This window comes from Sphingopyxis sp. MWB1 (assembly GCF_000763945.1).
Taxonomy (GTDB): domain Bacteria; phylum Pseudomonadota; class Alphaproteobacteria; order Sphingomonadales; family Sphingomonadaceae; genus Sphingopyxis.
In genome coordinates this window covers 365,631-391,168 of sequence record NZ_JQFJ01000002.1, presented here as the reverse complement: position 1 = coordinate 391,168, position 25,538 = coordinate 365,631, and the positions used below count along the sequence as shown (strand labels likewise).

Sequence of the window (25,538 nt, the reverse complement as noted above, 5' to 3'; positions counted from 1 at the left end):
GCGAATCGGGCAAAGGGCCAGCTTTGTAACGCGACGCATTCCTCGACCTTTACCGCTTCTTTTGCGGGCGCATGTTGGGAGAAGCAGCGTATGACAAATATTCCTACCGGTATTTCCGCACAATTGAACGAAGGCTTTGGCAAACTCACCCACCGGGCGCGTGACCTGTTGATCAGGCCGCGGGCGACATGGGCCGCCATTGCCGATGAACCGGCAACCGTGCGGTCGATCTTCATTCCCTATGTCCTGGTGCTGGCAGCCATAGGGCCGCTCGCGCGCTTCCTGGGGGGGCAGCTTTTCGGCTACCAGATATTGGACATCACCTATCGTCCACCCATGGCGAGCGCGGCCGTATCGGCCCTGCTATTTTATGCGCTGACGCTCGTCGCGATGTTTCTGCTCGCGCGTTTGATCGACGCGCTGGCGCCAAGCTTCGGCGCGCAGAAGAACCCGATACAGGCGCTGAAACTTGCGGCCTATTCGGGAACAGCCGCCTGGGTGGCAGGAGCCTTCGGGCTGATCCCGTCCATCGGCATGTTCAGCATGCTGGGCCTTTATAGCCTTTACCTGCTCTACGTCGGCCTGCCGCTGTTGATGAAGGTGCCGCAGGACAAGGCAGGGGTTTATGTGGCCGCCGTGGGTGTGGCCGCCGCGATCCTGCTGTTCCTGATCAGCGCGATATCGAGCCAGTTCGCCCATCCCGTCGATCCGGTGATGCTGGCGACCCAGTGACAGGCTTGCCCGTCCGATAGACCTGCCGCCGCCAGCAGGGGAGAAAGTGGCGCGGGTCGATCGGAATATGGTCAGGGAAAAATGGAGGAGAGTGAGGGATTTTGGAAAAAACCTAAATATTTGTAATAATTTAGGTAACTCGCTCGCCCGACTTTTTTACCACACATCTTACCTCACGCATTCCGAATGCGTGTTTCAGACCGCGATTTCTCTATGCCAGAATAGCCGATTCTTGTCGATAGTTTTCGGCACTGCGATAGCTTACGCTGGCTGTCGCTTCGTCATTCTGGCTACGGTTCGAACCGCTTATAGCGCGATGACAATCGGGAGTTTTGGAAAAGATGTATCAGCGAATGTTATCGTGCATGCCTTGAAAGCGACATTCGTGTAGCCTTTAGATATTTCGCGACCTTGGACGAGAAACGGGTGTTCTTATGAGCCTTCAGGAAGAATTAGCTGTCATAAGCAGCCTGCCGCATCGTTTGCGGATCAAATATGGCCTAACCAACTATCCGACCGGAGCGCAGATTGCCGATTGGTTGGATAAGACCAATGCTTTTATTGAAGTTGGCATTGAGGCGGAAGTTGCTGGCCGACGGGCAGCGTTTGAGGCCTTCGGGGAGCTTGATGCAGTCCTACTTTTCTCCGAAGCTGATACCATCGCGGCACTTTTGGCCCGTGCCGCTGCCAAAGATTAAAGGAGAGTTCCATGCGTGACCTTGGCCCATCGCTTCGCATCAAGTATCGGCTGGAAGAGATACCGACCGAAGAGCAGGCACGTGAATGGGCGCGGCAGGTTCAAAACCTCATCAGCGAAGGGGTGCAACCTGAGGAAGCTGGGCGCATAGCTGCCAAGTATCTCTTCACGATCAATGAAAATCTCATCCTCAAAGCCGAGGCCGATACAATAGAAGCCTTGCTGAATCGGGCGCGGGAAAAATGAGTACTGAGGCTGATCCGACGACCTTCGACCTTTTAAAAGATTTTGGCCTCCCGATCCTCACAGGCCTCGCAGGATGGTTCGGCAATCAATTTTGGATGTCCAAGAAAGACCGCAAGGATCTCGAACAAAGAAACTACGAGAATGCCAAGTCCCTTCGTGACGATCACGACAAGGCCTACGACGCCTATACAAAGGCGCTGGCCGACTTTGATGCCGCCTCGAATGCTGATTTGACGAACTTCGTGGAGATTGCGCGCGCTGGCGATCAATATTTCTTGCAACTCAATTTCCTGTGCGCGGCCATCATGTCGGGGAAGGTCGATGCATCCGTGCGCGACGATGTGCTGCTAGCCAAGATAAACGCGGCTGCAATTCGCACGTTGCCGGATCACTATAAGACTCTGGCGCACATCTCAAAGAAGCACGGCTTTTCATATCCATCGAAATTTAGGCGCGAGGATTATATCGCGATCTATTCGGTCGTTGAGAAGTATGGGCTGTGACATGGCAATCGATCACCGCGTGGCTGATCGATAATAGGGCTGGAGCAGTCGGGCAATCAGCCGTCATAACTACGACAACGGCCCTTCGACTGCAAAGGCCTTGCCGCCACGCATTGCTCGCAGAGGGGTCATCGCTAATCGTCACTGATATCCAAGACTAGGAGGGGCGATGAGCTTTACTGATCAGGGTTCGTGGCCGGAAGATCATCCGGTATCCGTAGACCGTGCCAAGGAACTGATGCGTGGCGATCTTGGCCGCTATAACTTCGAAATATTGGCTCGCATTTGCTCGCCCATCTACTGGCACTTGCCCGACGACAGCGGCGCCCGCCCCATCCGCGCCAACGGCACATTGAGTTATGTTCGGGCCGGTGAACATGTTTTCGGCGTCACCGCCGCCCATGTCATCGCCGAGTAACTATCGGATGCTGGAAAGCCCGGCTGTGTCTTTCAACTCGGAAACGCCGAGTTCACGGCGGACATAATCGACATGGACGAGCGGCTCGATCTGGCGACGCTCCGACTTGATGAAAAGGTGCTGGCGTCGGTCGGTAAGGAGATCATGCCGGTTTCGCTGTGTCGTCCGCAGGATGTGCCGCAGGAAGGGCGTGGCATCATGATGTGCGGCTATATCGGCGAGGAGCGTCAGGAGCTTCCGAACCGGCAGGTCGGCTGGGGAATGCTCGGTGTCGTCGGCATTTCCCGCCGCGTCTCCGAAGACCAGATCACTTGGGCCCCCGATCACGATCATCACATTCCTGTGCCGGGCGTTCCTCAGCTACCCCGAAACAAAAATCTCGGCGGCATCAGCGGCGGCCCACTGATCGCATGGTTCGAGAAACCGGAGACCCATTTCACCTATTTCAGTCTCGCCGGTGTCGCGAAGGAAGCGAGCGCCGAACTGGAATATGTCGTTGCCACCCGTTCGCACTTCATCCGCCCGGATAGCCGCATCGAAAGCTAGGTAAGATGACCATGACCCCGCGAGTATGTACTGCCGCTGAAATGACAGAACACGAGCGGCAGGAGTTCATCGCCTTCGTCCTGAAAGGCGGTCAGGTGAACGCGCAAACGCTTCCCGGCCTTGTCGATCGGGCGGTTGCGCTGGTGACGCTCCATGATGGTGAAACCCTGATCGGAACCGCCGCCGTCAAAATTCCCAACGTCGGGCATCATCACGGCGATTTCGAGAAGGCGGGAGTGAAGGAACGCGCCGCCGAGTTCCCGTTTGAACTCGGCTGGGTTCATTCTTCCCGAACCGGCATGGCTTTCACGCGTTCGAGTTCGCGTTGCTTGTTGGCCGGAAGATGATCGAGGTCGGTTTTCATGCTGGCGGCACCCTGTCGAGACGGCGGCTAATTGGCAAGGTCGAAGCGCCGTCAACGGCGCCAGAATTGCCACCACCTGCGGTTCTTTCCATCGAATGCCTGCGCGATGACCCGCAAACTGCGGATCATCGCTTGCTCGACCTCCGGGACGCTGACGCCATGGCGCTCGGCAAGCTGGCGATAGCTTAGCTCTTCGACGCGGTGGCCTAAGGAGATGGCGCGATCCGCCTCGTCGATCTGATCCACGGCGCGCTCATAACGGCGAAGTAGGTGCCGCCGCGCGCGGGTGTAGCGGCTCACGACTTGTCGCCTTCGCAATAGTCTGCCCATTCCGCCATCATCACGCGGCGCTTCTCTAGGAGATTACCGCGCCGATATGCGGCCTCCGTCTTGTTTGCGACGATGTGGGCGAGGGCGGCTTCGGCCACGTCGCTGGGATGGTTGGTTTCTTCGCTCACCCAATCCCGAAACGAGGAGCGGAAGCCGTGGGACGTAAATGGCTGCCCCATTTCCTTGAGCAGCTTGCTCATCGTCATATCCGACATCGGCTGCTTTCCACGGACTCCGGGAAAGATAATGGGGCAACCGGGAAGGCGAAGTTCGGCGCACCGCTCGACGATGCGGATGGCGCGAGAGCATAGGGGCACCACATGCTCCCGGTTTGCCTTCATACGGCCCTTCGGGATGGTCCACAGGCGGTCCGCAAGGTCGTCTCATCCCAAGTGGCTCCGCGCACCTCGCCTGACCGCGAGGCCGTGAGGATGGCGAACTCGAGGGCAAGGCGACTGAATGACTCTCGCTCCCGCAGCGCAGGGATGAAAGCGGGGACCTTCGTGAAAGGCATCGCTGCAAAATGGCCGTCCTGCTTTGGCTGGCGCGGCAGGCCTTTAGTAATCGCCTGCATGGGCGCTTCACTGTCGCGATAGCCCGACGAGTAGGCCCAATTGAGGACGGCACCGACGCGTTGGCGAACGCGGCGGGCGGTTTCAGGCTTCGACAGCCAAATCTCTGAAAGCAGATTGCGGATCATCGGGCCGGTAATCTCATTGACCCGGACATTGCCGATATGCGGAAAAGCGTAGTCGCGAAGGCTTTGCTGCCACTGCGCTTCGTGCTTCTCGTTCTTCCAAGATTTCCGATGAGCCGCCAGAACCTTGGCGGTGGCTTCGCGAAAGGTCGGGATGCCTTGCGCCTTCCGGCGCTCGAACAGTGGGTCGAGCCCCATCTCGACTTGGCTACGGATTTCCCGCGCTCGCTCGCGGGCCTCTCCCAAGCTGACCTTTGCCGCGCTGCCTATGCCGAAGTCTCGGCGATTGCCCGCCTTCTGGACCCGGCACACCCAGCTCTTGCTGCCTCCCGGCTGCACGACGAGATAGAGACCGTCACCGTCGGAGAATCGACCGGGACGGGAAGCCGACTTAACGGCGCTGACCGATAGCCTTTTCATGCTGATTTTTTCCCACGTTTCTTACCACAAAATCAAATGTGTGGGTCTGGACAACATGGGATACATGAGGATACGAAACACCCCGGAGAGCCTAGGTTTCCCTAGGCTCTCGGCGGATGGTCGTGGATGTGTGGAAATAAGAAATTGGAGGAGAGTGAGGGATTCGAACCCTCGGTACCCTTGCGGGCACTTCGCATTTCGAGTGCGACGCTTTCGACCACTCAGCCAACTCTCCTCGCTGAGAGGAGTGCCCCCTAGCGACGGCGCGCGCGCGTTGCAACCCTTCTTTTGACGAGATGATGGCTGGCCGCGCTCATTCGCGGCGCGAGGCAGGCGGAAACAGGGGGCGAGGATAAGCGGCGGAAAAGCTTGAGCGCTTTTCCACCGCTCCATCCACTCTACTCGGCTGCTTCCCACCAATAGGGCGTGCGTTTGCGATTGCCCGTTTCGGCCTCGTCCATGGTGAGGGGGTCATAAAGGCGCCCGCCCAGCATCACGCGGTGGATCTGGTCGGTGCTGCGGATATTCTCGGTCGGATCGGCATCGAGAATGAGGAGATCGGCAAGCTTGCCCACCTCCAGCGATCCGACATCATCGGCATAGCCCAGCGCACGTGCGGGCATGATGGTGGCAGCCCGCAGCGCGTCGATATTGCTCCACCCCCCGCGCGCGAAAGACCAGATTTCCCAATGCGCGCCGAGCCCGGCCTGCTGGCCATGCGCGCCGATGGAGACATTGCGCCCGACCTTCGCAATTTTTAGGGCCTGCCGCGCGGCATCATCGTCGACATAATCGCTTTCCGGCGCGATGACACGGCGCTTGTTATTCGCGGCAAGTTCGCCGGGCGGAGCATGGCGGCTGAGCAGCGGGTGCGTCCAGACATCGCTGTGCGCCCGCCAATAGGGGTCGCCCGCCGGGCCGCCATAGGTCACCACCAGGGTTGGGGTATAATCGACCACTGTCTGCCCCCAAAGCTGCACCAGATCCTTATAGAAGACGTGCAGCGGGATATTATGCTCGATGGTCGAATTGCCGTCCTGAATGAGCGACACGTCCATGGTGTAGAGCGAGCCGCCCTCGGGAACGACCGTCATCCCCTCGGCCTGCGCGGCCTTCACGACCATCTGCCGCTGTTCGCGGCGCGGCTGGTTATAGTTTTTGACGCTGTGCGCGCCCTGCGCCTTCAGCCGGCGGACATGGGCGAGCGCATCATCATAGCTGTTGATCTCCGCATAAACGCCTGCCGCCTTGGCGCCATAGATGATTTCGCCCGTCGAGAAGATACGCGGGGCGAGGATCAGTCCGGCGCGCTGCATTTCGGATGAGACGAAGATTTCCGAGGCGCGCGACGAGGGGTTGTGGCTCGTCGTCGTGCCCAGCGCGAGATTGGCGATTTCGGACCAGTTTTGCTGCGGGATCAGCTCATCGGCGCCGTGCGGACCATGGGCATGGGCATCGACGAAGCCGGGAAGGATTGTCTTGCCCGCCGCATCGACGGTCAAGGTCCCGGCAGGGACGGTTATGGCCGCGGCGGGACCGATGGCGGCAATACGATCATTCTCGATCAGGATCGCGCCATTTTCGATAATGCCGCCCTGATCGTCCGCCATGGTCACGATTTTCGCCCCGGTGATGAGCACACGCCCGCGCGGCTTGTCAGCGGCGCGGGTCATTGCCAGCGACACGCCCTGGGTCGGCGGGGTGAATTTGGCCGCGTCCTGCCCCGGCGCTTGCGGAAAAAGCTGGTCGAGGTCGGCGCTGAACAGCGTGGCGCCCCGGCTCCAGTGCAGGCGGCGGCCACTGTTGGACCAATGGGCATAGTCGGCGCCGCTGCCGCTCACCCGTGTGACGGGCAGCGCGGCGCTTTTGGTGCCAAGCGTCACATCCTGTCCGCCCGGCATCAGCGGGGTGACATAAATGTCGTAATTCTGCCGAAAGGCGAGGGTGCGACCGTCGGGCGAAATTTCATAATCGCTGACGAGGTCGCCATTTGCATGGACGCGTTTGGCCTCGCCATTGAGATCGGTGCTGACCAGCTGGCTCTTGCCGCCGTCCGCCGTGACCATGAAAACACGGTCATTGTCGGCACCAAATTGGGGCTTCGCGCCATCGGACGCCACCCGGGCCGCGTCGCCGCCGCTGGCCGCCATGCGATAGATGCCGGGATTTTCGTCCCAGCGGTCGGCGGTCAAGCCGCCGCCTGTGCGGCGTTCGAAAATGATCATCTTGCCATCGGGGGAAAAGCGCGGTTCGGCATAATGGCCAGGCGTCGTGCTGAGCTTGCGCGAAGCGCCGCCGCCTGCGCCGATGCTGTGGATCTCGCCCAGCCCGGCGTCGGTCCAGCGCACGAAGACAATCTGCCGCCCGTCGCGCGACCAGCTCGGCCAGAGTTCAAAGCCATCATCCTTGGCTGCGGTCAGCCGCCGCGCGGCGCCACCTGATGCGGGTTTGATCCAGAGTTTGCCCAGCGTTTCAAAGACGATCTGGCGCCCATCGGGTGAGACTTCGGCCCAGCGGGGCATTTGCGTCGTAAAGCTGTCGGGCGCGACCTCTACCTTCGGATGCTGGGCGTCGATGATCACCCGGTCGTCGGCGATCTGGAAGGGGATGATGCGCGCTTCGCCGCCCGCGGCATTGACGCGGCGCAGCTTTCCGCCTGCCCAGAAAAGCAGCGACTGGCTGTCGGGCGTCCAGGCCATATTGGGATAGACGCCCGTTACCGCCCAAGTTTCCTGCATATCCTGATCGAGCGCATCATAGATTTTGCGCTCGGCGCCCGATGCCAGATCCTTCACATAGAGCTTCGACTGGGTCGCCTCCCGCCGGACGAAGGCGAGGCGCTTGCCATCAGGGGAGGGGGTGGGGCGCACGGCGCCGCCATTGCCCGATGCAGCGGTCGAGGTTTCGCCGCTTTCCAGATCATAGCGCTCGATATGAAAAAGGTCGCCATTGCTGTCCTGCGCATATTCGAAGATCGGGCCGGACGTGACGTTGCGCGTGAAATAGACGCTCTTGCCATCGGGAGCGAAAATCGGTTCGCCCAATTCCTTTTGATGGCGCTCGTTGGGACGCTTGACGAGCGGAACGCCTTCACCGCCCGACACATGATAAAGCCACACTTCGCCGGTGCCGAGCGAGCGGCCTGTGGTGAAATGCTTCTTCGCGACAATATATTCGCCGTCGGGGCTCCAACTTGGCTGGTTGAGCAGGCGGAAGGCTTCCTTGCTGAGCTGGCGCTTGTCGCTGCCGTCGCGGTTCATCACCCAGATATTATCCCCGCCGCCCCGGTCAGACACAAAGGCGATGCGGCGGCCATCGGGCGAAAAGCGCGGCTGGTGTTCAAAGGCGAGGCCCTCGGCGATGCGGGTCGGTGTGCCGCCTTCGATCGGCATGGTGTAAATATCGCCGAGCAGATCGAAGGCGATCGTCCGCCCGTCGGGGGCGACGTCGATATTCATCCAGCTCCCCTCGTCCACCGCGAGGGGCACGCTGCGCGTCGTCATTCCGGGCGGGGCGTTGACGTCCCACGCCGCCTCCTTCGCGCCCTCGGCAGCAGGGCTGGCGGGTGCGGTCTGGGCGAAGACAGAGGCCGAGCCGAGCAGGCTCGCAGCGAAAAGCGCAGAAAAACGGTGCATGATGGTCCCCGGTTGAATCGAAAGGACAGCATATGCTCTGGCAGGCGGAAGGCCAATCACGACCTTCGACGAAAGGGCGCCGCGCATCGACGGGCGGCCCGCCTTCGCCTTTAGCCGCGACAAGCATTTGTTGGCCGGGGGCGAGGTGGACGCGGGCGCGGCGGCTTCCTACGTTGTGATGAGCAACCAAATGACAGGAGCCGGTAGATGAGCGATGCGAAGGAATATGTTCCGCCCAGGGTTTGGACATGGGACAAGGAAAACGGGGGGCGCTTCGCCAATATCAACCGCCCGATTGCCGGGCCCACGCATGACAAGGAACTGCCGGTCGGCAAGCATCCGCTCCAGCTGTATTCGCTCGGTACGCCCAATGGGGTGAAGGTCACCGTGATGCTGGAGGAACTGCTCGCGGCGGGGCATACAGGCGCCGAATATGATGCCTGGCTGATCCGGATCAATGAAGGCGACCAGTTTTCGAGCGGCTTTGTCGATGCCAATCCGAACAGCAAGATTCCCGCGCTGGTCGATCGCAGCGGGACCAATCCGGTGCGGGTGTTTGAATCGGGGGCGATCCTGATTTACCTGGCCGAGAAGTTCGGCGCCTTTCTTCCCGCGGATGGCGCGGTGCGGGCGGAGACGCTGTCGTGGCTGATGTGGCAGATGGGCAGCGCGCCCTTTCTGGGCGGCGGATTCGGGCATTTCTATGCCTATGCCCCCTTCAAGCAGGAATATCCGATCAACCGCTATGCGATGGAAGTGAAGCGGCAACTTGACGTGCTCAACCGGCGACTGGCCGAGCATGAATATGTGGCGGGCGCCGATTATAGCATCGCCGACATGGCGATCTGGCCTTGGTATGGCGCGCTGGCCAAGGGGCTGGTCTATGATGCAGGCGAGTTTCTGCAGGTGCAGGAATATGAGCATGTGCAGCGCTGGACCGACTTGATCGCCGCGCGGCCCGCAGTGCAGCGGGGACGGATGGTGAACCGGGTGACTGGAAAGCCCTCCAGCCAGCTTCACGAGCGCCATGATGCGTCGGATTTCGACTTGCGGACGCAGGACAAGCTGGCGCCAGAAGCCGCTGATGGGTGAGGCGCGGGGAACGGGCGCGGAAGTTTGCGAAAGTGTCGCGTAGCGTAAGTTGTGCGCGGCACGCACCTTATGATATTATTGTTATTTACCAATGTTTTAAATGGTTCCACGCGCTTTCCCCAGAGATCGGGGTGCGGTTAAGTTGAAGGGCAGCGAGTTTTCGCTGCCCTTCGCGCCAAAAAAGCCATCCCGGGATGCGCGGCGTCGCTAGCGGGACGAGAGCCGTAAAAAGCCTGATCTATTCTAGACATAGCGACACGCCCGTTCCAATCTGTCTCCTTGGAAGCATTGCAAGCTGCAACTTTCCGTTTACGTAAACGAGAGTGACAGCTATGGTTCCCGCATAGCTCAAGGGAGATTCGAGATGGACATGGAGTTCAGCCCCGAAGATCTCGCCTTCCAGAAGGAAGTGCGCGACTTCATCGCCGAAAATTACCCCGCCGAACTGCGCGGCAAACAGGATGAGGGGGAGGAACTGTCCAAGGAGGATTTCCTCGCCTGGCACAAGATCCTGTATAAAAAGGGCTGGGTCGCCCCCGCGTGGCCCGTCGAATATGGCGGCACCGGCTGGACGCCGACGCAGCGCTTTATCTTTTCCGAAGAAACGGCGCGCGCCGACTGCATCCGCCTGCTGCCCTTTGGCCTGTCAATGGTCGGGCCCGTTATCTACACCTTTGGCACGCCCGAACAGAAGGCCCGCTTCCTGCCGCGCATCCTGTCGGGCGAAGACTGGTGGTGCCAGGGCTATTCGGAGCCCGGCGCGGGCAGCGACCTCGCCTCGCTTCGCACCACGGCGGTGCGCGACGGCGACCATTATGTCGTCAACGGCCAGAAAACCTGGACCACGCTGGCGCAGCACGCCGACTGGGGCTTTTTCCTTGTCCGCACCGACAAGGAAGCCAAGCCGCAGGAAGGTATCAGCTTCCTGCTGATCGACATGAAGTCGCCCGGCATCACCGTGCGCCCGATCATCACGCTGGGCGGCGAGCATGAAGTCAATGAGGTATGGCTGGAGGACGTGCGCGTCCCGGTCGAAAACCGCGTTTACGAAGAAAACAAGGGCTGGACCTGCGCCAAGTTCCTGCTCGCGCACGAGCGCACCGGCATCGCCGGGGTCGCGTCGTCGAAGCGCGGGGTGGAGAAGGTGAAGGAAATCGCCCGCACCGAGCTGGACGGCGACAAGCCGCTGATCGCCAACCCCTTCTTCAAGCGCAAGCTCGCCGAGCTGGAGGTCGACCTGACCGCGCTCGAGTTCACCGAATTGCGCGGGCTGGCCGGTCCCAATGCGGGCAAGGGCCCCGGCCCTGAATCGAGCCTGCTCAAGATCAAGGGCTCGGAAATCCAGCAGCGGTTGACCGAACTGACGCTGGAAGCGGTCGGCCATTATGGCGCGCCCTATTTCCGCGGCTTTGGCGATGGTGACAATGAGCATCCGATCGGGCCCGATTATGCCCATCGCGCCGCGCCGACCTATTTCAACATGCGCAAGACCACCATTTATGGCGGCTCGAACGAGATTCAGCGGAACATCATCGCGAAGATGGTGCTCGGACTCTGACGAAGGTGTTGTCCTCGCCAGGGCGGGGACCGTCATCGGCCTGATCGAGCGCCGCAGTTTGAAACGCCAGCGGCCCCCGCCTTCGCGGGGGCGACGAGGACAAGAATAATGGATTTCACCTACACCGAAACGCAGGATATGATCCGCGACACGCTGTCGCGCTTCCTCGCCGACACTTATGAGTTTGAAACGCGCCAGAAGTTCATCAACAGCGACACGGGGCGCGACCCCGCCATCTGGACCGCGTTGGCGCAGGAACTCGGAATGCTGGGCGCGCCTTTTGCCGAAGAGCATGGCGGCCTCGGCGGCGGTGCGCTGGAAAATGCCATTGTGATGGAGGAATTGGGCAAGGTGCTGGGCATCGAGCCCTATCTGCCCACCGTCGTCATCGCGGGCGGCGCGCTGAAAGCCGTGGGCGGCGCGCAGGCCGATGCGATGATCCCCGAGATTATTGCGGGCAATGCCATCATCGCCTTTGCCTATGCCGAGCCGCAGGGGCGCTATCACCTCGCCAATATCAAGACGACGGCGAAGAAGGACGGCGCGGGCTATCTCCTCAATGGTCACAAAGGCGTCGTCTATGCCGCGCCTTGGGCGACCCATTTGCTCGTCACCGCGCGCACCGGCGGCGGCCAGCGCGATGCCGAGGGCGTGTCGCTGTTCCTGATCGACGCCAAGCTGCCTGGAATCGTGCGGCGCGATTATCCGACCGTCGACGGCAACCGCGCGTCGGAAATCTATTTCGAAAATGTCGCCATTCCGGGCGATGCGCTGGTCGGCGGCGAAGGCGCGGCGCTGCCGCTGATCGAACAGATTGTCGATGAAGCGACGGTCGCGATCTGCGCCGAGGCGACTGGCGTGATGCAGAAGCTGCACGAAGGGACGCTGGAATATACGCAGCAGCGCAAGCAGTTCGGCATTCCCATCGCCAAATTCCAGGTGCTGCAGCACCGCATGGTCGACATGTTCATGGAGGTCGAACAGGCGCGCTCGATGACGATCATGGGCACGCTGAAGATCGACCTGCCCGCGGCAGAGCGTATGGCCGCGGTGTCGGCGTGCAAGGCGAAGGTCAGCCGCGGCGCCAATTTCGTCGGCCAGAATGCGATCCAGACGCATGGCGGGATCGGCATCACGCAGGAACTCGCCATCGGCCATTATTTCAAGCGTGCGACGATCATCGAAGGCCAGTTCGGCAGCCATGATTATCATATGGAGCGTTATGCACGGCTGACGCTCGCCGATTGAACGGCGAGGAGGTGAGGGGATGACCCCTGAAATGGGTTCCCGCGAAGGCGGGGACCCATTTTGCGTGGGCTTACGCCGCGCCGACCGGAGATGGCCCCGCGCTGTCGCGGGAGCACGACATCTCCATAAACCTAATAAGCGACGTCAATCGCGATGCGGAGCGTGCGCGGGCGCAGCGGGGTGAGATAGCCTGCCGATCCCTCCACAAAGGGGGTGCCGAGCGCAAAGCGGTTGCCGCGCGCGTCGAACAAATTGGTGAGGGTGAAGGACAGGCCGCGCCGTTCATTGCCCAGCCGCATGGCGAGGCCCGTATCGATATAATCGCCCTGGCTTTCGCCCAGCACCGGCCCGATGCCAACCCGCGAGGGACCGACATAATTGGCCCAGCCATTTAATCGAAAATCCTCGCGTCCCATCGCCATCACATAAGTGGCCGATCCACGAAACGCATAGCGGGCGACGTTGGGTATCTGCCCCAGGCGTGCGAGCAGCGCGGGCAATTGGCTTTCGGCGGTGTCGGCACCAGCGGCAAGTGCGATGGAGCGCAATTCGCCTTCGAACAATTCCGACACGCGGCTGTGATTATAGACGCCGCCCAATTCGAAAGTGAGCTGCGGCGTCGGGCGCATGGCAAAGGCGCCAGACAGGCTGACGATCCGTCCATCCCCAATATTGGCCGTACTCGGAAAACCGTCGCCATCAATGAAATCGGCCTGAATATCGTACCAGCGCGAATAGGAGAGGGCGAGATTGGCGTCGACCGGGGTTTCACTCTTTTTGCCCAGGCGCATTCCCGCTTCCCATGTATGCACGCGATCGTTGCGGAAATGCCGGACAAAGCTGCGCTCGACCGTCAACCCGCCTGGTCGGAAACCTTCCTGATACCGGGCGTAGAGGCGGAAGTTGTCCATCGGGGTGAAGAGGAGCGATGCCGAGGGCAGAAAGTCGGTTTCGTTGCGCTTTGCGGTATCGGCGCCTCCCATCAGCGCTTTGAACAGCGGCACATCCTCGCCCTCGCCGCGGAGCCTGGCATGCGCCAGCCGAACCCCGCCGGTTGCGACCAGCAAGGGATTCAATTCGACGGTGGCTTCGCCATAAGCGGTAAATTCGGTAATCTGATTGGTCACGCCGGTCAGCGCGGACCGGAACAACCGGTCGTTCAGCTCGCGCCGCTGACGGGTGCGATTGTCGATCACGCTGACGCCGACTACCCAGCCCAGCCCGTCATAATAGGGCCGCGACAGCCGCGTCTCGCTAACCCACATGCGCGTATCATTATATTGATCAAGCGCCCGCGACGGTTCGCCGGAACGCCCGGCGTCGAAGCGTTCGAACAGGCTGTGCGAGATGAAGGCGTTCGAGGATTGCAGACGCAGGCTGTCCCAATCCTTTTGGAACACCAGCGTCGCCATGCCATAACGCGCGCGTGAGTTTTGCTCGACCGGCGAATAGCGTTCGAGCGGCGGGGCATCCTTGTCGGTATATTGTGCGTCGTCGGCATCGGTCGCCTGATAGACACCGCCCACGTCGATCAGCCAGTCGTCGCCCGCATTGAACCGGAACGTGCCGCGCCCGCCCCAGATATGGACGCGGTTAACATCATCTTTGCCGAGAAGCGGGTTGTCGATATAGCCGCCTTCGCTGATGTTATAGCCAAGAAGGCGCAGCGCATGGCCCTTATCGCCGACCGGGAGATTGGCGATGGCCGCGATGTCGCCACCTGGTTCGCCATGCTGTGTTGCGGACAGACCGGCGATGACCTGCATTTCCGGATCCTGCGGATCGGGCGGGCGGGGCACCACCCGGATTATGCCGCCCAGCGACCCCGCGCCGTAAAGCGTACCCTGCGGCCCTTCCAATATTTCGACGCCGTCCACGTCATAGAGACGCAAATCGGGGTCGGGCGCATTATAGGCAAGGCGGATATCGCCCAGATATTGGCCGACGGTTGCTTGAGTGGGGCCTGTGAAGCTGGAATCGGCGATGCCGCGAATAAACAGTTTGTTGCGCCCGGACCCCAAATAGGTGGAGGAAACATTGGCCGTGCGCGACAAAATGGATTCCGTGCCGCGCTCTCCGCCGAAGTTCAGCTCTTTTCCGTCCAGCATCGTCGCCGCCCCGGCAAATTGGGCATAGGGCAGGTCGGTCTTGGAGCCTGTGACGATGATTTCATCCTGCGGCGCGGCGCTCACATGCGGCGGCGGTGACGGCGGCTTCGGACTGGATCGAGGCTGTTGCAAAGGCAGTCTGCGCGGCGCGGCGCGGAGCGGCTCGATCCGCCAACTTGTGGCGCTCATCCGTACGGCGCGGGCCTTTGATCCGGCCAGCATATGGGCGATTGCCTCTTCGATGCTCATCCGTCCGCGCACAGGTTTGACCTGCGCTTTCCACAAGCTCGCATCGGTGACGCTGATGCTCACCCCGCCCTGGCGGCTCAGCAACGGCAGAACAGCCGACAGGCGCCCTTTGGGCACGTCGAAAGCGTGCTGATCAGCCGCCTGGGCTGGCACGGAAAGGCTCGTGAGCAGGGCCGCGAGCGGAACGAGGCGACCGGCAATCGTCAGCGCGTAAGCATCCATCCTTCACCGCGCCGTTCAGCGCGCGTTCCTGACAAGGTCGCCAGATCGGCCACCGTACGGCTGCGGTCCTTATCGATCACCAAGGCACCGCGGAAGGAGAAATCGGCGGCTTCCGGCGCGACACGAATATCCACGCCCGCGGTGCGGCGCAGGTCCTCCGCAACAATGGCGAGCGGTGTGCCATTATAGACCAAAAGGCCGCTGCGCCAGCCGCCCACATTGGCGACGTCGACCGGGCGTTTGGCGAGGGCTTGCTCGCCGTCCCTGGCTTCCAGCGCCTCGCCGGCGGTCATGCGAACATTATGATGATCAGGATTATAGACAACGACCCCCTCCGACACCGCAACCGATGTGGTATCGGCGCGGCGCACGACATTGAACGCCGTACCCAAATCGACGATTTTCGATGGCCCGGCCTCAACCACAAAGGGGGCGCTCGCCTGATGAACGATGGTGAACATCGCCTCGCCCTGGTCCAGGCGGGCAAAGCGCGGCCGTGCCTCGTCAATTTCGAGCGATGAGCTGCCATTCAGCGCGATCGTGGAGCCATCGGCAAGTTGAATGGTGCGCTGTTCGCCTGCCGCGGTTTCGATCTGCTTGACGCCATCGAACAGGCCGAGGCTGGGGAGGGTGATGATGGCAAGCGCGGCCACCGCTGCCCCGGCAATCCAGGCGCGCCGTCTCAGCTGGCGCCGCGGCTGCGGCAGCGCGGGGTCGCGCATCAGCGGCTGCGCCGGGCGCGCGGGCGCTTTCAGATCATCAAGGTCGCGGTCGAGACTGGCGAGCGCGTCATAGACTTCAGCATGGCTGGGCGCCGCCGACAGCCAGTCGGTAAAGCCGTCCCAATCGCTGAAATCGGGATCGCGCTGGCGGATCAGCCATTCGATGGCTTGCTGTTCGGCGGCGGAAAGCATGGAGTCAGGCATCGAATTGCCTCCGCACGGCGGTGATACTGGCATAAACTTTACGCAAATCGGCCTCAACCGTGCTGAGGCTGATGCCCAGTTCGGCCGCAATCGCGCGCTGGGGCAATCCGTCGATACGAAAGCGGCGGAAGATCTGCGCTGGCCGCTCGCCCACCGCTTCCACCGCCGCTTCGACCTGCGCAAGCTGTTCGCGTGAAATGAGGGCTGCGTCGGCGCTGGGCGGCGGCGTGGCGGCGGTTTCGCCCCAGGCTGCATCGCGAATTTCGCGCTGGCGCGCCGCGCGATAACGGTCGAGCATCAGATTATTGGCCGCGCGCATGACATAGGCGAGCGGATCGGCCACAGGGCCAACATGCCTTTCGCTGAGGCGCATCCAAAGATCTTGGAACAGGTCTTCGGCCATGTCGCCCGCGCCGCGCGCACCCAGAAAGCGCAAGATCCGGTCGCGATGCGCCAGCATCACAGCTTCGATGCCTTGCAAGGGCTTTGGCGCGGGCTGGGCGGGATCGTCGGTCGCGTCGGTCATGGATCGCTGTTTCTGCAACACTGTCGGTCGCGGCAGGGACCATTCTCCTCCCACGCATGTGGCCCCCCTGATGACGCAGCTATATAGCGGCTGTGCGCGATGGCGCAACTGCGGCGGGGAGGGGGCAAGGGCGGCGAGGTCGGGCATGATGTTCCGTTGGAGGCCAAAGCAAGGGGGAAGCAAGGACAGGTGGGGGGCTTCCCCCTTGCAAACGGGCCGGTCAGGGGGGCTAGAGACCGACCCGCAGGCTCGCACGGAAGGACCAGGCCATATGACCCTGCTGTTCTTCCGCGGAGAGTTCGCCGCCAACCTGGAACGCCGAATTTCCGGCGAGGCCGCGCAGACGTCCGACCCAACCGCTGGTGCGGTCATCGGGGGTCAGGGTGAAGGGATCGCCGTCCTTGAACGACGCCGTAGTGGCGCCCAGCATGCCGCTGACGATCTGGCGGCGGCCACCTTCCAGTTCGAAGCGGGTCCAGCCGTCATATTCGTCGGCACCGCCGAATTCGAGGCCGACCGCAACCGTTCCACTCAACGCCAGTTCGTCGCTGTCGCGGCTGGCAACCGTCAGGTTAAGCGCATCGCTACCGCCGGTTTCGGTATAGCCATCTTCCTTCAGCTTGTAATAATCGACCGCGACGGTGGGACGGATGGTGAAACCGCCCGCACGCGTGTCATAGGCAACCGAGCCCGACGCCGAATAGAGTTTGGCGTCCCATTTGCCGCGCATCGTTTCTTCAATATCTTCCGCCCCCGCTTCGGCGCGGAAAATGCGCGTACCTTTCAGGCTGACCGGTGCGCCGGAAACGCGTGCGTGAGCCATGACGCCGTTCGAATTGAGGCGCCAGTGCAGCGCGCCTTCCCATTGGCTGCTGGTGACTTCGTTCGAATTGGACGCATTGCCGTCCTTGCCGGCAAGATAGCCGATCGAACCGCCGAAATTACCGACATCGGTCTTGATCTCGGCGCCCGCCGAAATGCCCCAGCCGCTGACGTCATAGCCCGCCGTGTCGTCGACACTCTTCTTGGTGCTCCAGACGGCCTGATTGACCCAATAGCCCCATTTGCCTTCATCCTGGTAAGGCGCATTGGGATCTTGCAGATAACGGGCAAGCGCACGCGATCCCGAAGTGACGGTATCGAAAATACCGCCTTCATGCTCGGGCATCATCTGTTGCAGCTGATGGCGGAAATGATCCTGCTCGACAATGCCCAGAAACACGCCTTCGATATCGGTATCGAGCGCCAGCGCATCAATTGCTGCGTCGAACACCCCGGCTTCCGACCGATTGAGGCCCATATCGGCGACGCTCTTGCGCGAGACATCGACGATCAGCTGATTGGCCGTCGAGCTGAGCTCGCCCTTGTAGAGGAAGGGAAGCAGGGTCGAGGAAGCGGTCAGCTTGTCAGCACCCGTCAGCGTCCCGGCGGTCAGCACGACATGTTCGCCTTCGGCTTCGTCGATGCTCTTGAGCTTCAGCAGCAGCTTCGACTCCTCGCCAAAGCTTGCATTGCCGGTGACCGTCAGCGCGGTGCCGTCATCGCCGCCTAGCGTGACACCCAAAATTCCCTTGTCGGTCACGGCCAGCGAGGCGATGGTCGCCGCGCCCGTCACGTCAAAGGCACCGCCGCTAACCGAAACGGCCAGCCCTTGCGAATTGAGCAGCGCGCCTGAAAAAACCGACGTTCCCGCGATGCTCAGCGTATCGCTGCCGCCGCCAAAGTCCGCGCTGCCGATAAATTGCGAAGTGCCTGACAGCGCCATCGTGTCATTGCCCGCACCGAACAACGCCTTGCCCGCATAAGCAGCATCGCCCGACATGGCGAGGCGGTTGTCGCCTGCGCCGAAATGGGTGTCGCCCTTCACCGTGCCGTCGGCGATATCAAAAACATCATTGCCGCTGCCAAAGCGCACATCGCCCGCGATGCTGGGCGCCGTAACGCCCGAGGCAACCGCGGTTTGCTTCACCGTTGCGCCGCCATTATTGGCCGACAGGTCAATGGCGATATTGCGCCCCGAATCGGCCTTGGCACCGCTCGCGCTAATCGCGCCGCTGTTTTCGACCGTATCGACATTGCCCGATAGATCGAGGATGGCCCGCGCGGTTCCATTGTCCCCGCCGGTCTTGGCGGTCACGCTGCCGCTGTTGCGGATCAGCCCGACATCGCTGCCGCCTTCGATCAGAATGGCGGTGGCGACGGCTGCGGCTTCCTTGCCCGCGCTATTGGCCTCGACCTTGCCCGAGTTGCGAATTTCAGGAAGCGTCGCCCCCGATCCGATACGGATCGCGGTAGCGGCGACATCCTTTGAAGCCGCGCCCACAGCGCCGCTGATGCCAAGACCGCCCGCGACTGTGACATTGCCGCCCATGCCGCCGATCTGAAGGCCATTGCCTTCCTTTCCGGCATAAAGCCCGTCACCAACCACGGTGCCGTCGATAATGATGCCGAGGCCGGTGCCCGTGCCAGCAACCGCACCGATAGTGATGTCGCGGCCCGCCGCGCCAACCCGCATCGCGGGCGCCGTGCCATAGGAACGGACTGCAGCCGAGCCTTCCTTCGAATCCTCGATGCCGTCCTTGTCCTCATCCTTGTCGTCGGGCTTGGTGTCCTTGGGCGGGACAGCGAGGATGATCCCGCCGGTCACATCGCCTTCGATGGAAAGGGCAGGGCCGCCGATCAGCAGATCATCTTCGTCCAGCTTGCTGGGGTCTGCGGGAGGCGTCGTGGTGCGATAGCCAGTGGCGGCCAGCGTACCCTGTACCTCCAAAGCGCCATTGATGTCGCCCGACAAGCGCGCTGCCGTGGAATTCTTGCCCACCGCGCTGATCGTTCCGGCCAAGCGGACATTGCCGTCCACATCCTGCAGACCGACGCCAAGCGCATTGTCGCCCAGCACGCTGACTTTGCCATCGGTGGTGAATTTACCAGTCAGCGGGCCGCCGAGGCGGATGCCAGCCGAATCGTTGCCTTCGACCGTGATAGTCCCGCTGTTGATAATATTGCCGGTGAACGCGCCCAGCGTTTCGACTGCAACCCGATTGGTGCCCACGGCGAAGGGACCATCCAGGTCACCGTCCTTGTCAATGTCGGTAGGGGTATAGCTTTCGTCGAGCGTGATCTTGCCCGTCGAACCGATGGTAATCCCGCTCGTCACGCCGGCATTGGCGACGATGCCGCGCGCGCCGTCGGCATTGGTCATCTCGATATTGCCTTCGTGGACGACCTTGTGGTTGCTGTCGATGGTGACCGCCGTGCCGCCAGCCGGCTTTACCGATCCGGCCGAGGTGATCTTAATATCGTCGGGCGACCCATCCTTGATCGTCGAGGTGCGGACAGGCGTGGTAACAGCGTTACCGATGCTCGTCTCGGCATAGGCGGGCACCGAAATAACGGCAGCCAGGCTGGTTGAAGCCAACAGGATATTGCGCATTTTGTTCCTCTTGTGATCGCGATCGGAATGTCCTCCCGGGGACAATCACAAGACGGAGTCATGTTGGGTTCACCTTGGAAGAAAATGCGTGGGCGAGGTTATTTTCCGTCGATGGGCGGTTTCGCTTCCGCGGCAGGGAGCTTTCGACCGTTTGGGAAGGGCTTGGCAAAACGGCTATCCGCAAGGCGCGGATAGCCATTCCGGCATATTAATCCCTCAATCGCGCCAGGATCAGAATTTCGGGCGATGACGAGGTGAAGGAGTGCGGTCAAAGTCGCCATAATCGGCTTCGACAACAAAGCCCACCCCCCTCAGCAGAGCGAAAAGATGCATCCGCTCGACAAAACGCCGCCGACTTTGGCTGATGCGTGGCAAGCCCGGCAGCCGCTGAATATGCGATGTAAAGGGCGCTTCCTGCATTGCGGCCCTTCGAGGCCCCGATTTCCTGTGCCTCATTTTCTCAACAAGGCGGGTGGCGGACAGGGTGGGATTCGAACCCACGGTAACGTTGCCGCTACGGCGGTTTTCAAGACCGCTGCCTTAAACCACTCGGCCACCTGTCCTTAGGCGCGCCGACATAACGTGTGCGCAGCGAGCGGCAAGTGAAATTCGCCATTTCGCCCTGTCGCGCGAATATCGCGGCCTGTCTCTGCACCGCCTAGCCAAAATGGGTGCATCTATGCGACATATTCCGTATGGGGAGGCTTATGACGCACGAAACAAGTTTCAGAATCCGGCAGCTTTTTTCAGGACTCGGCATGCTTTGTTCAGCGTGGCTCCTTACGGCTTCCGTTCCTCTTCATGCGCAGATGAGCGGGGATGCGGGGTTTGACGCTTATGTCCAGTCGCTTTGGCCCAAGGCTCAGGCGCGCGGAGTTTCGCGCGCGACCTTTGATCGGGTGACGGCGGGATTGCAGTATAACAGCCGCGTCGTTGCGCTGGACCGCGACAATCTGGGCGCGCCGCCCAGTGTGGATACACCTATTCCGCCCTTTGCCCCTTATAAGGCCAAACATGTCGATGCAGCCCGGATAAACGGGGGGCGGCGCGTCCATGATCGCCTGTTGCCACTTTTATCGCGCATCGAACAACGCACCGGCGTCCCGACGAGCGTGATGATCGCCATTTACGGGCATGAAACTGCCTATGGCCAAGTGACCGGCAATTTCGATTTGCCGGAGGCATTGGCAACGCTGGCCTATGAAGGGCGGCGGCGCAGCTTGTTCGAGCCCGAGTTTCTCGCCACGCTCGAAATGGTGGAAAAGGGGGTGCCGCGTCACGTGCTGAAAGGAAGCTGGGCCGGAGCGTTCGGCTATCCGCAGTTTCTTCCCTCCGTCTATTTGCAGGTTGCCGAAGATGGCGACGGCGATGGTGAGGCGCGTATCTGGTCGAGCGAGGCCGATGCGATTGAATCGATCGGCGCCTATCTGCGCCGGGCCGGGTGGCGTGCGGGGCAGCCGTGGGGCGTTGCGGTGCGCGTTCCCACCGGTTTCAACCGGGACAGGGTGGAAAGCCGCCTCGTGCCGACGCGCTGCTCGCGGGTTTTCGGTCGCCATAGCCGCTGGCAGACGATGGCCGAATGGCGGGCACAGGGCATTCAGCCGGTCGATGGGCATTGGCCCGCAGGGGATATTCAGGCGACCTTGCTGGAGCCCGATGGACCGGGGCGGACCGCCTATTTGCTAACTGGTAATTATCGCGCGATACTCGATTATAATTGTTCGAACTTCTATGCATTATCGGTGGGGTTGCTGGCGGATGAAATTGATCGTTAGGCGCGGTGTCGGGATTTTGATCGCAGGCGGGGTATCGCTCGGGCTGCCCGCCTGTGGCGGTGGCCGGGAGGGCGCCCCCCTGCCGGCGAGCAATGGAGCCACTGCCAGAACGACCGAAATCGCCAGCGATGGACCGCCGATGCTCGGCGCGCCCTACAAGATTGCCGGCAAGGATTATGTTCCCGCAGACGTCGCCGATTATGACGAAGTGGGTTATGCGGGATGGTATGATGCCGCGCGTGCGGGACAACCGACCGCCAATGGCGAAACCTATGACCCCGCGCGCATCAGCGCCGCGCACAAGACGTTGCCGCTGCCCAGCTATGTCGAGGTGACCGCGCTCGATACGGGACGGACGATTTTGGTGCGGGTCAATGATCGCGGGCCGATGGTCAATGACCGGCTGATCGACCTGTCGGATGCTGCCGCCCGGCAATTGGGGCTTCAACCCGGCACCACCGCGGTTCGCGTGCGCCGCACCAACCCGCCGATGGGAGAGCGGGCGCAGCTTCGTGCCGGGCAACCGGTGCCCGAACGCATCGCAACCCCCAATTCGCTTCTCACCATTTTGCGCGACAAGGCCAGGGCCTTGCCCAAGCCGGCCAATGTCGCGCCCGCGCGGCCCGCGCCCACCGCGACCACCCCCATTGCATCGAGCAAGGCGAAACCCGGCAGCGACGGCTTTATCGTTGAGGATGGCTCGACCCGGAGCGGGCAAGCGGCCGCGCCGCGTCCCGCTGCCAGCGGCGAATATTTTGTGCAGGTTGCGGCGTTCAGCACCGAGGCGCGCGCGCAAACGACGGCACGCGCGGTCGGCGGACAGGTCAGCCCGGCGGGGCGCTTGTGGCGCGTACGCATCGGGCCATTTCATAGCCAGGCCGATGCGGGCGGCGCGCTTGCCAAGGCCAAGGCCAAGGGGTTCCGCGACGCCGTAGTCGTCCGTGACCGCTAAAACCCTTTCTGTCGCTGGTCCGGTCGCGCGCCGCTGCGCCGCGGTAGCGCTTTCAGGGGCAATACTGGCGGTGGCGGTTCCGGCCTTTTCGGCAGCCGTCAGCGCGGACCCGGTTGCACCGGCCAAGGCCGTCGCCGGTCCCGCCAGCCGCCCGCTCTATGTCACCGAAGCGCCGATTGTGATGCTGAAGGATATGGATTCGGGCGCAATCCTCTTTTCGCGCGGCGCCGACAGGCGCTTTGCCCCGGCCTCGATGGCCAAGGTAATGACCGCTTATGTTGTGCTCGACATGCTCAAGAAAGGCGAGTTGAAGCGCGAACAGCAGTTTACCATGACCGAAGCGCTGTGGCAGAAATGGAATGGCAGCAACGGCGGTTCGACCATGTTTCTGCGCACGGGGGAGAAATTGTCGGTCAATCAGCTGATGAAAGGGCTGATCACCGTTTCGGGCAATGATGCCGCCGCCCTGCTGGCGCATGGCATCGATGGCAGCGAAGCCGCTTTCGTCAAGCGGATGAACCGCGTTGCCGCCGACATTGGCATGACATCGAGCCGTTTTGGCACAGCGAGCGGCTGGCCCGATGGCGGGGTGACGAAGGTAAGCGCCGCCGATCTGATCGTGCTCGCCAACCGGCTGATCCGCGATCATCCCGAAGATTATGCCCGCTATTTTTCGATGCCGACGCTGCGCCATGGCAAGGCGCCCGACGGGAGCGCCATCGTCCAGCGCAACCGCAATCCCCTGCTGGGCCGGGTCGAAGGGGCCGATGGCCTCAAGACCGGCCACACCAATGAGGCGGGATATTGCCTGCTCGGATCGGTCGTGCGCGACGGACGGCGGCTGATCATGGTCGTTGCCGGAATGCCCAGCGAAGCTGCGCGCGCGCGGGAGGCCGAACGGCTGATGCGCTGGGGCTTTGAACAATGGCAAGGGCGCGACTTGGTGCCCGCGGGCCGCGAAGTCGGGCAGGTTGACGTCAATGATGGAAGCGCGCCCGCCGTCGGCGCCGAAACGGGGCGCAAGGTCCGTATCACCATTCCCAAGGGGCATTCGGGCCGCTATCGCGCCGTAATGCAGACACAGTCTCCGCTGGCCACACCAATCGCGGCCGGCGCACCCATTGCCGAACTGGTCGTTACGCCCGAAGGCTTGCCGCCCCAGAAAACCCCGCTCATCGCGGCGAATAGCGTGGCCAAGGGCAATTGGTGGGACCGGACACAGACCGGTTTTCAACGGCTGACCGGCTGGTGAGCGGGCGTTTCATCACCCTGGAAGGCGGGGAGGGCGTTGGCAAATCGACCCAGATTGCCGCGCTCAGCTCCGCGTTGCGCGCGCGCGGGCTCGAAGTGATCGCGACCCGCGAACCGGGCGGAAGCGCCGGAGCCGAGGCGATCCGCAACCTGTTGATGGAAGGCAGCGACGATCGCTGGGACGCGCGCAGCGAAGCCTTGCTGTTCGCTGCTGCGCGCGCCGACCATGTCGCGCGCGTCATTCGCCCGGCGCTGGAGCGCGGGGCCTGGGTCTTGTGCGACCGCTTTGTTGATTCGACCCGCGCCTATCAGGGCGGCGGCGGCGGCATTACCGACGATGATATTCTGACGCTCCACCTTTTCGGATCGCAGGGGCTGCTGCCCGACCGCACCTTTTTGCTGACCGTCAGCGAAGGCGAAGCGGCGCGGCGGCTGGCTGCGCGCGATCCCTTTGGCGCCGACCGCATGGGACGCAAACCCGCCGATTATCAGCAGCGGCTCGCAAGCCGTTTTCTCGACATGGCGCGCGCAGAGGGCGAGCGCTGGCGGATCGTCGATGCCGATGCCACGGCGTCGCAGGTGACGGCCCATATCATGCAGGATCTGGATGAATGGCTGAACTGATCGGCCATGATGGCGCGCGCCGCGCCTTCCTTGATGCCTGGCATAGCGGGCGGCTTCACCACGCCTGGCTTCTGGCCGGGCCGCAGGGGATGGGCAAAGCCGTCTTCGCCGCGCTGGCGGCGCGCTTTCTGGTGACCCATGGCCCGGCGGGAAGCGGAAGCGTCCCGTCGCTGGACGCGGTGGGCGATGAAGCCGCGGCGCGGCTGGTCGATGCGGGCAATCATCCCGAGATTCTTCACCTCACACGGATCGCCAAGGACAAAGGCAAGGATCTGGCACGCAGCATCAGCATCGATCAAGTGCGCGTGATGATCCGCAAACTCCATCTCTCGCTCTCGCTCGGCCATTGGCGGGTGATCATCGTCGATGCGGTCGACGATCTGGAAAATGACGGCGCCAACGCGCTGCTCAAGACGCTGGAGGAACCGCCTGCCCAGACCTTGTTCCTCCTCGTCAGCCATTCACCGGGGCGCCTGTTGCCGACGATCCGCTCGCGCTGTCGCACCCTGCGCTTTCAGCCGCTGGAGATGGAGCAGATGGTCGGCTGGCTGCATGATTTGCGCCCCATGCTCGATATGACCGATGTGCGCGCCATTGCGGCGGCGTCGGGCGGGGTTCCGGGCAAGGCGCTGGCCCTGCTCGACAGCGATGTCAGCGCGATGGAGAAAAAGCTGCTGGCCATTCTGACAAGCGGCGACCCCGGCAACCGGCTGCGCGAGGCGCTCGCCCGCGAGGTCGGCGGCGCCAGCAATCGCGCGCGGCTGGAACTGGTGATCGACATTGTGCCGGGGCTGCTCGCGCGGCTGGCGCGCGAACGGCCCATTGCCGAACTGGGGCCCGTGCTCGCGCAATGGGACCGGGTGCAGCGCAATGCCCGCGACGCGATCAGGGGCTCCTATGACGGGGCGATGGTGGGGTTTGAAATCGGCAATTGTCTGGCCGAACTTGCGCCGCGCGAAGGGGCCAGCGCACGCTGACGCTTTTCC

The 25,538-nt window shown here is 62.1% G+C and carries 24 protein-coding genes and 2 tRNA genes; 15 read left to right on the top strand and 11 right to left on the bottom strand.

From position 1 onward, the window contains the following. The first annotated feature begins 90 nt into the window (after positions 1-90). The 7 genes from JV18_RS0102645 to JV18_RS15150 all read left to right on the top strand — a co-directional run bounded on the left by JV18_RS0102645 (position 91) and on the right by JV18_RS15150 (position 3,489). Positions 91-732: a Yip1 family protein gene (locus tag JV18_RS0102645; protein ID WP_081944801.1), complete on the top strand. Its 642-nt coding sequence runs from the start codon at positions 91-93 to the stop codon at positions 730-732. A 434-nt stretch (positions 733-1,166) separates the two neighbouring features. Continuing rightward, a complete protein-coding gene (locus tag JV18_RS0102640) occupies positions 1,167-1,430 on the top strand; it encodes a hypothetical protein (RefSeq protein WP_033073304.1) in 264 nt (87 codons plus the stop codon). Positions 1,431-1,441: 11 nt separating this feature from the next. Further along, positions 1,442-1,675, top strand: a complete 234-nt coding sequence (locus JV18_RS0102635; protein WP_033073303.1) for a hypothetical protein — start codon at positions 1,442-1,444, stop codon at positions 1,673-1,675. Beyond that, the gene (locus JV18_RS0102630; RefSeq protein ID WP_033073302.1) at positions 1,672-2,178 is read left to right on the top strand and encodes a hypothetical protein; all 507 of its coding nucleotides are present in this window, start codon (positions 1,672-1,674) and stop codon (positions 2,176-2,178) included. Before JV18_RS0102635 ends, JV18_RS0102630 begins: the two co-directional genes overlap by 4 nt. A gap of 169 nt (positions 2,179-2,347) precedes the next feature. Then, on the top strand, positions 2,348-2,596 hold the full coding sequence (locus JV18_RS0102625; RefSeq protein ID WP_033073301.1) for a hypothetical protein: 249 nt from the start codon (positions 2,348-2,350) through the stop codon (positions 2,594-2,596). A gap of 72 nt (positions 2,597-2,668) precedes the next feature. Then, entirely contained in the window at positions 2,669-3,142 is a 474-nt protein-coding gene (locus JV18_RS0102620; protein WP_033073300.1) for a hypothetical protein, read from the top strand. A gap of 5 nt (positions 3,143-3,147) precedes the next feature. Next, complete coding sequence (locus JV18_RS15150) at positions 3,148-3,489, top strand: hypothetical protein (protein ID WP_144243850.1); 342 nt, start codon at positions 3,148-3,150, stop codon at positions 3,487-3,489. Positions 3,490-3,557: 68 nt separating this feature from the next. Here JV18_RS15150 and JV18_RS0102610 read toward each other — a convergent pair whose 3' ends face one another. The 5 genes from JV18_RS0102610 to JV18_RS0102595 all read right to left on the bottom strand — a co-directional run bounded on the left by JV18_RS0102610 (position 3,558) and on the right by JV18_RS0102595 (position 8,588). Beyond that, positions 3,558-3,806, bottom strand: a complete 249-nt coding sequence (locus tag JV18_RS0102610; protein WP_033073298.1) for a sigma factor-like helix-turn-helix DNA-binding protein — start codon at positions 3,804-3,806, stop codon at positions 3,558-3,560. Then, complete coding sequence (locus JV18_RS15750) at positions 3,803-4,177, bottom strand: tyrosine-type recombinase/integrase (protein WP_327195744.1); 375 nt, start codon at positions 4,175-4,177, stop codon at positions 3,803-3,805. Before JV18_RS15750 ends, JV18_RS0102610 begins: the two co-directional genes overlap by 4 nt. After that, positions 4,174-4,953, bottom strand: a complete 780-nt coding sequence (locus tag JV18_RS14470; protein ID WP_235302813.1) for a tyrosine-type recombinase/integrase — start codon at positions 4,951-4,953, stop codon at positions 4,174-4,176. Before JV18_RS14470 ends, JV18_RS15750 begins: the two co-directional genes overlap by 4 nt. A gap of 145 nt (positions 4,954-5,098) precedes the next feature. Continuing rightward, positions 5,099-5,188: transfer RNA gene (locus JV18_RS0102600), tRNA-Ser, on the bottom strand. A 163-nt stretch (positions 5,189-5,351) separates the two neighbouring features. Further along, positions 5,352-8,588, bottom strand: coding sequence for an amidohydrolase family protein (locus JV18_RS0102595; RefSeq protein ID WP_052072022.1), 3,237 nt, complete (start codon positions 8,586-8,588; stop codon positions 5,352-5,354). A gap of 207 nt (positions 8,589-8,795) precedes the next feature. Between JV18_RS0102595 and yghU the strand changes: the two genes are divergently transcribed. The 3 genes from yghU to JV18_RS0102580 all read left to right on the top strand — a co-directional run bounded on the left by yghU (position 8,796) and on the right by JV18_RS0102580 (position 12,486). Beyond that, positions 8,796-9,680 carry a glutathione-dependent disulfide-bond oxidoreductase gene (yghU, locus tag JV18_RS0102590; protein ID WP_033073297.1) on the top strand — a complete coding sequence of 295 codons (885 nt, stop codon included), beginning with the start codon at positions 8,796-8,798 and terminating at the stop codon, positions 9,678-9,680. A 364-nt stretch (positions 9,681-10,044) separates the two neighbouring features. After that, positions 10,045-11,238, top strand: a complete 1,194-nt coding sequence (locus JV18_RS0102585; RefSeq protein WP_033073296.1) for an acyl-CoA dehydrogenase family protein — start codon at positions 10,045-10,047, stop codon at positions 11,236-11,238. Positions 11,239-11,346: 108 nt separating this feature from the next. Beyond that, positions 11,347-12,486, top strand: a complete 1,140-nt coding sequence (locus tag JV18_RS0102580; protein ID WP_033073295.1) for an acyl-CoA dehydrogenase family protein — start codon at positions 11,347-11,349, stop codon at positions 12,484-12,486. A gap of 131 nt (positions 12,487-12,617) precedes the next feature. On the opposite strand, the gene JV18_RS0102575 is transcribed toward JV18_RS0102580, so the two are convergent. The 6 genes from JV18_RS0102575 to JV18_RS0102550 all read right to left on the bottom strand — a co-directional run bounded on the left by JV18_RS0102575 (position 12,618) and on the right by JV18_RS0102550 (position 20,513). Further along, positions 12,618-15,065: a TonB-dependent receptor domain-containing protein gene (locus tag JV18_RS0102575; protein WP_033073294.1), complete on the bottom strand. Its 2,448-nt coding sequence runs from the start codon at positions 15,063-15,065 to the stop codon at positions 12,618-12,620. Continuing rightward, the gene (locus JV18_RS0102570) at positions 15,047-15,991 is read right to left on the bottom strand and encodes a FecR family protein (RefSeq protein ID WP_052071687.1); all 945 of its coding nucleotides are present in this window, start codon (positions 15,989-15,991) and stop codon (positions 15,047-15,049) included. The genes JV18_RS0102575 and JV18_RS0102570 overlap by 19 nt, the downstream gene beginning before the upstream one ends. Next, positions 15,984-16,517 (bottom strand): RNA polymerase sigma factor, encoded by a 534-nt coding sequence (locus JV18_RS0102565; RefSeq protein WP_052071686.1) that lies wholly within the window; start codon positions 16,515-16,517, stop codon positions 15,984-15,986. The genes JV18_RS0102570 and JV18_RS0102565 overlap by 8 nt, the downstream gene beginning before the upstream one ends. A gap of 229 nt (positions 16,518-16,746) precedes the next feature. Next, positions 16,747-19,950 carry an autotransporter outer membrane beta-barrel domain-containing protein gene (locus JV18_RS0102560; RefSeq protein ID WP_033073292.1) on the bottom strand — a complete coding sequence of 1,068 codons (3,204 nt, stop codon included), beginning with the start codon at positions 19,948-19,950 and terminating at the stop codon, positions 16,747-16,749. A gap of 231 nt (positions 19,951-20,181) precedes the next feature. Beyond that, complete coding sequence (locus tag JV18_RS0102555) at positions 20,182-20,370, bottom strand: hypothetical protein (protein ID WP_033073291.1); 189 nt, start codon at positions 20,368-20,370, stop codon at positions 20,182-20,184. Between the two features lie 53 nt (positions 20,371-20,423). After that, a tRNA-Ser gene (locus JV18_RS0102550) sits at positions 20,424-20,513 on the bottom strand. Positions 20,514-20,708: 195 nt separating this feature from the next. Between JV18_RS0102550 and JV18_RS0102545 the strand changes: the two genes are divergently transcribed. The 5 genes from JV18_RS0102545 to JV18_RS0102525 are packed head-to-tail and all read left to right on the top strand — an operon-like array spanning position 20,709 to position 25,529. Continuing rightward, a complete protein-coding gene (locus tag JV18_RS0102545) occupies positions 20,709-21,725 on the top strand; it encodes a lytic murein transglycosylase (RefSeq protein ID WP_033074857.1) in 1,017 nt (338 codons plus the stop codon). Next, positions 21,709-22,677 carry a septal ring lytic transglycosylase RlpA family protein gene (locus JV18_RS15700; protein WP_033073290.1) on the top strand — a complete coding sequence of 323 codons (969 nt, stop codon included), beginning with the start codon at positions 21,709-21,711 and terminating at the stop codon, positions 22,675-22,677. The genes JV18_RS0102545 and JV18_RS15700 overlap by 17 nt, the downstream gene beginning before the upstream one ends. After that, the gene (locus JV18_RS0102535) at positions 22,667-23,929 is read left to right on the top strand and encodes a D-alanyl-D-alanine carboxypeptidase family protein (RefSeq protein ID WP_144243848.1); all 1,263 of its coding nucleotides are present in this window, start codon (positions 22,667-22,669) and stop codon (positions 23,927-23,929) included. Before JV18_RS15700 ends, JV18_RS0102535 begins: the two co-directional genes overlap by 11 nt. Further along, on the top strand, positions 23,923-24,552 hold the full coding sequence (gene tmk, locus JV18_RS0102530) for a dTMP kinase (protein ID WP_033074855.1): 630 nt from the start codon (positions 23,923-23,925) through the stop codon (positions 24,550-24,552). The genes JV18_RS0102535 and tmk overlap by 7 nt, the downstream gene beginning before the upstream one ends. Beyond that, positions 24,540-25,529, top strand: coding sequence for a DNA polymerase III subunit delta' (locus JV18_RS0102525; protein ID WP_033073289.1), 990 nt, complete (start codon positions 24,540-24,542; stop codon positions 25,527-25,529). The genes tmk and JV18_RS0102525 overlap by 13 nt, the downstream gene beginning before the upstream one ends. Positions 25,530-25,538: the final 9 nt, after the last annotated feature.

Excerpts from the sequence above, each read along its gene's own strand:
- JV18_RS0102645 (WP_081944801.1), top strand. The coding sequence starts at position 91 with ATGACAAATATTCCTACCGGTATTTCCGCACAATTGAACGAAGGCTTT.
- JV18_RS0102640 (WP_033073304.1), top strand. The coding sequence starts at position 1,167 with ATGAGCCTTCAGGAAGAATTAGCTGTCATAAGCAGCCTGCCGCATCGT.
- JV18_RS0102635 (WP_033073303.1), top strand. The coding sequence starts at position 1,442 with ATGCGTGACCTTGGCCCATCGCTTCGCATCAAGTATCGGCTGGAAGAG.
- JV18_RS0102630 (WP_033073302.1), top strand. The coding sequence starts at position 1,672 with ATGAGTACTGAGGCTGATCCGACGACCTTCGACCTTTTAAAAGATTTT.
- JV18_RS0102625 (WP_033073301.1), top strand. The coding sequence starts at position 2,348 with ATGAGCTTTACTGATCAGGGTTCGTGGCCGGAAGATCATCCGGTATCC.
- JV18_RS0102620 (WP_033073300.1), top strand. The coding sequence starts at position 2,669 with ATGGACGAGCGGCTCGATCTGGCGACGCTCCGACTTGATGAAAAGGTG.
- JV18_RS15150 (WP_144243850.1), top strand. The coding sequence starts at position 3,148 with ATGACCATGACCCCGCGAGTATGTACTGCCGCTGAAATGACAGAACAC.
- JV18_RS15750 (WP_327195744.1), bottom strand. The coding sequence starts at position 4,177 with ATGAAGGCAAACCGGGAGCATGTGGTGCCCCTATGCTCTCGCGCCATC.
- JV18_RS14470 (WP_235302813.1), bottom strand. The coding sequence starts at position 4,953 with ATGAAAAGGCTATCGGTCAGCGCCGTTAAGTCGGCTTCCCGTCCCGGT.
- JV18_RS0102595 (WP_052072022.1), bottom strand. The coding sequence starts at position 8,588 with ATGCACCGTTTTTCTGCGCTTTTCGCTGCGAGCCTGCTCGGCTCGGCC.
- yghU (WP_033073297.1), top strand. The coding sequence starts at position 8,796 with ATGAGCGATGCGAAGGAATATGTTCCGCCCAGGGTTTGGACATGGGAC.
- JV18_RS0102585 (WP_033073296.1), top strand. The coding sequence starts at position 10,045 with ATGGACATGGAGTTCAGCCCCGAAGATCTCGCCTTCCAGAAGGAAGTG.
- JV18_RS0102580 (WP_033073295.1), top strand. The coding sequence starts at position 11,347 with ATGGATTTCACCTACACCGAAACGCAGGATATGATCCGCGACACGCTG.
- JV18_RS0102575 (WP_033073294.1), bottom strand. The coding sequence starts at position 15,065 with ATGGATGCTTACGCGCTGACGATTGCCGGTCGCCTCGTTCCGCTCGCG.
- JV18_RS0102570 (WP_052071687.1), bottom strand. The coding sequence starts at position 15,991 with ATGCCTGACTCCATGCTTTCCGCCGCCGAACAGCAAGCCATCGAATGG.
- JV18_RS0102565 (WP_052071686.1), bottom strand. The coding sequence starts at position 16,517 with ATGACCGACGCGACCGACGATCCCGCCCAGCCCGCGCCAAAGCCCTTG.
- JV18_RS0102560 (WP_033073292.1), bottom strand. The coding sequence starts at position 19,950 with ATGCGCAATATCCTGTTGGCTTCAACCAGCCTGGCTGCCGTTATTTCG.
- JV18_RS0102555 (WP_033073291.1), bottom strand. The coding sequence starts at position 20,370 with ATGCAGGAAGCGCCCTTTACATCGCATATTCAGCGGCTGCCGGGCTTG.
- JV18_RS0102545 (WP_033074857.1), top strand. The coding sequence starts at position 20,709 with ATGCTTTGTTCAGCGTGGCTCCTTACGGCTTCCGTTCCTCTTCATGCG.
- JV18_RS15700 (WP_033073290.1), top strand. The coding sequence starts at position 21,709 with ATGAAATTGATCGTTAGGCGCGGTGTCGGGATTTTGATCGCAGGCGGG.
- JV18_RS0102525 (WP_033073289.1), top strand. The coding sequence starts at position 24,540 with ATGGCTGAACTGATCGGCCATGATGGCGCGCGCCGCGCCTTCCTTGAT.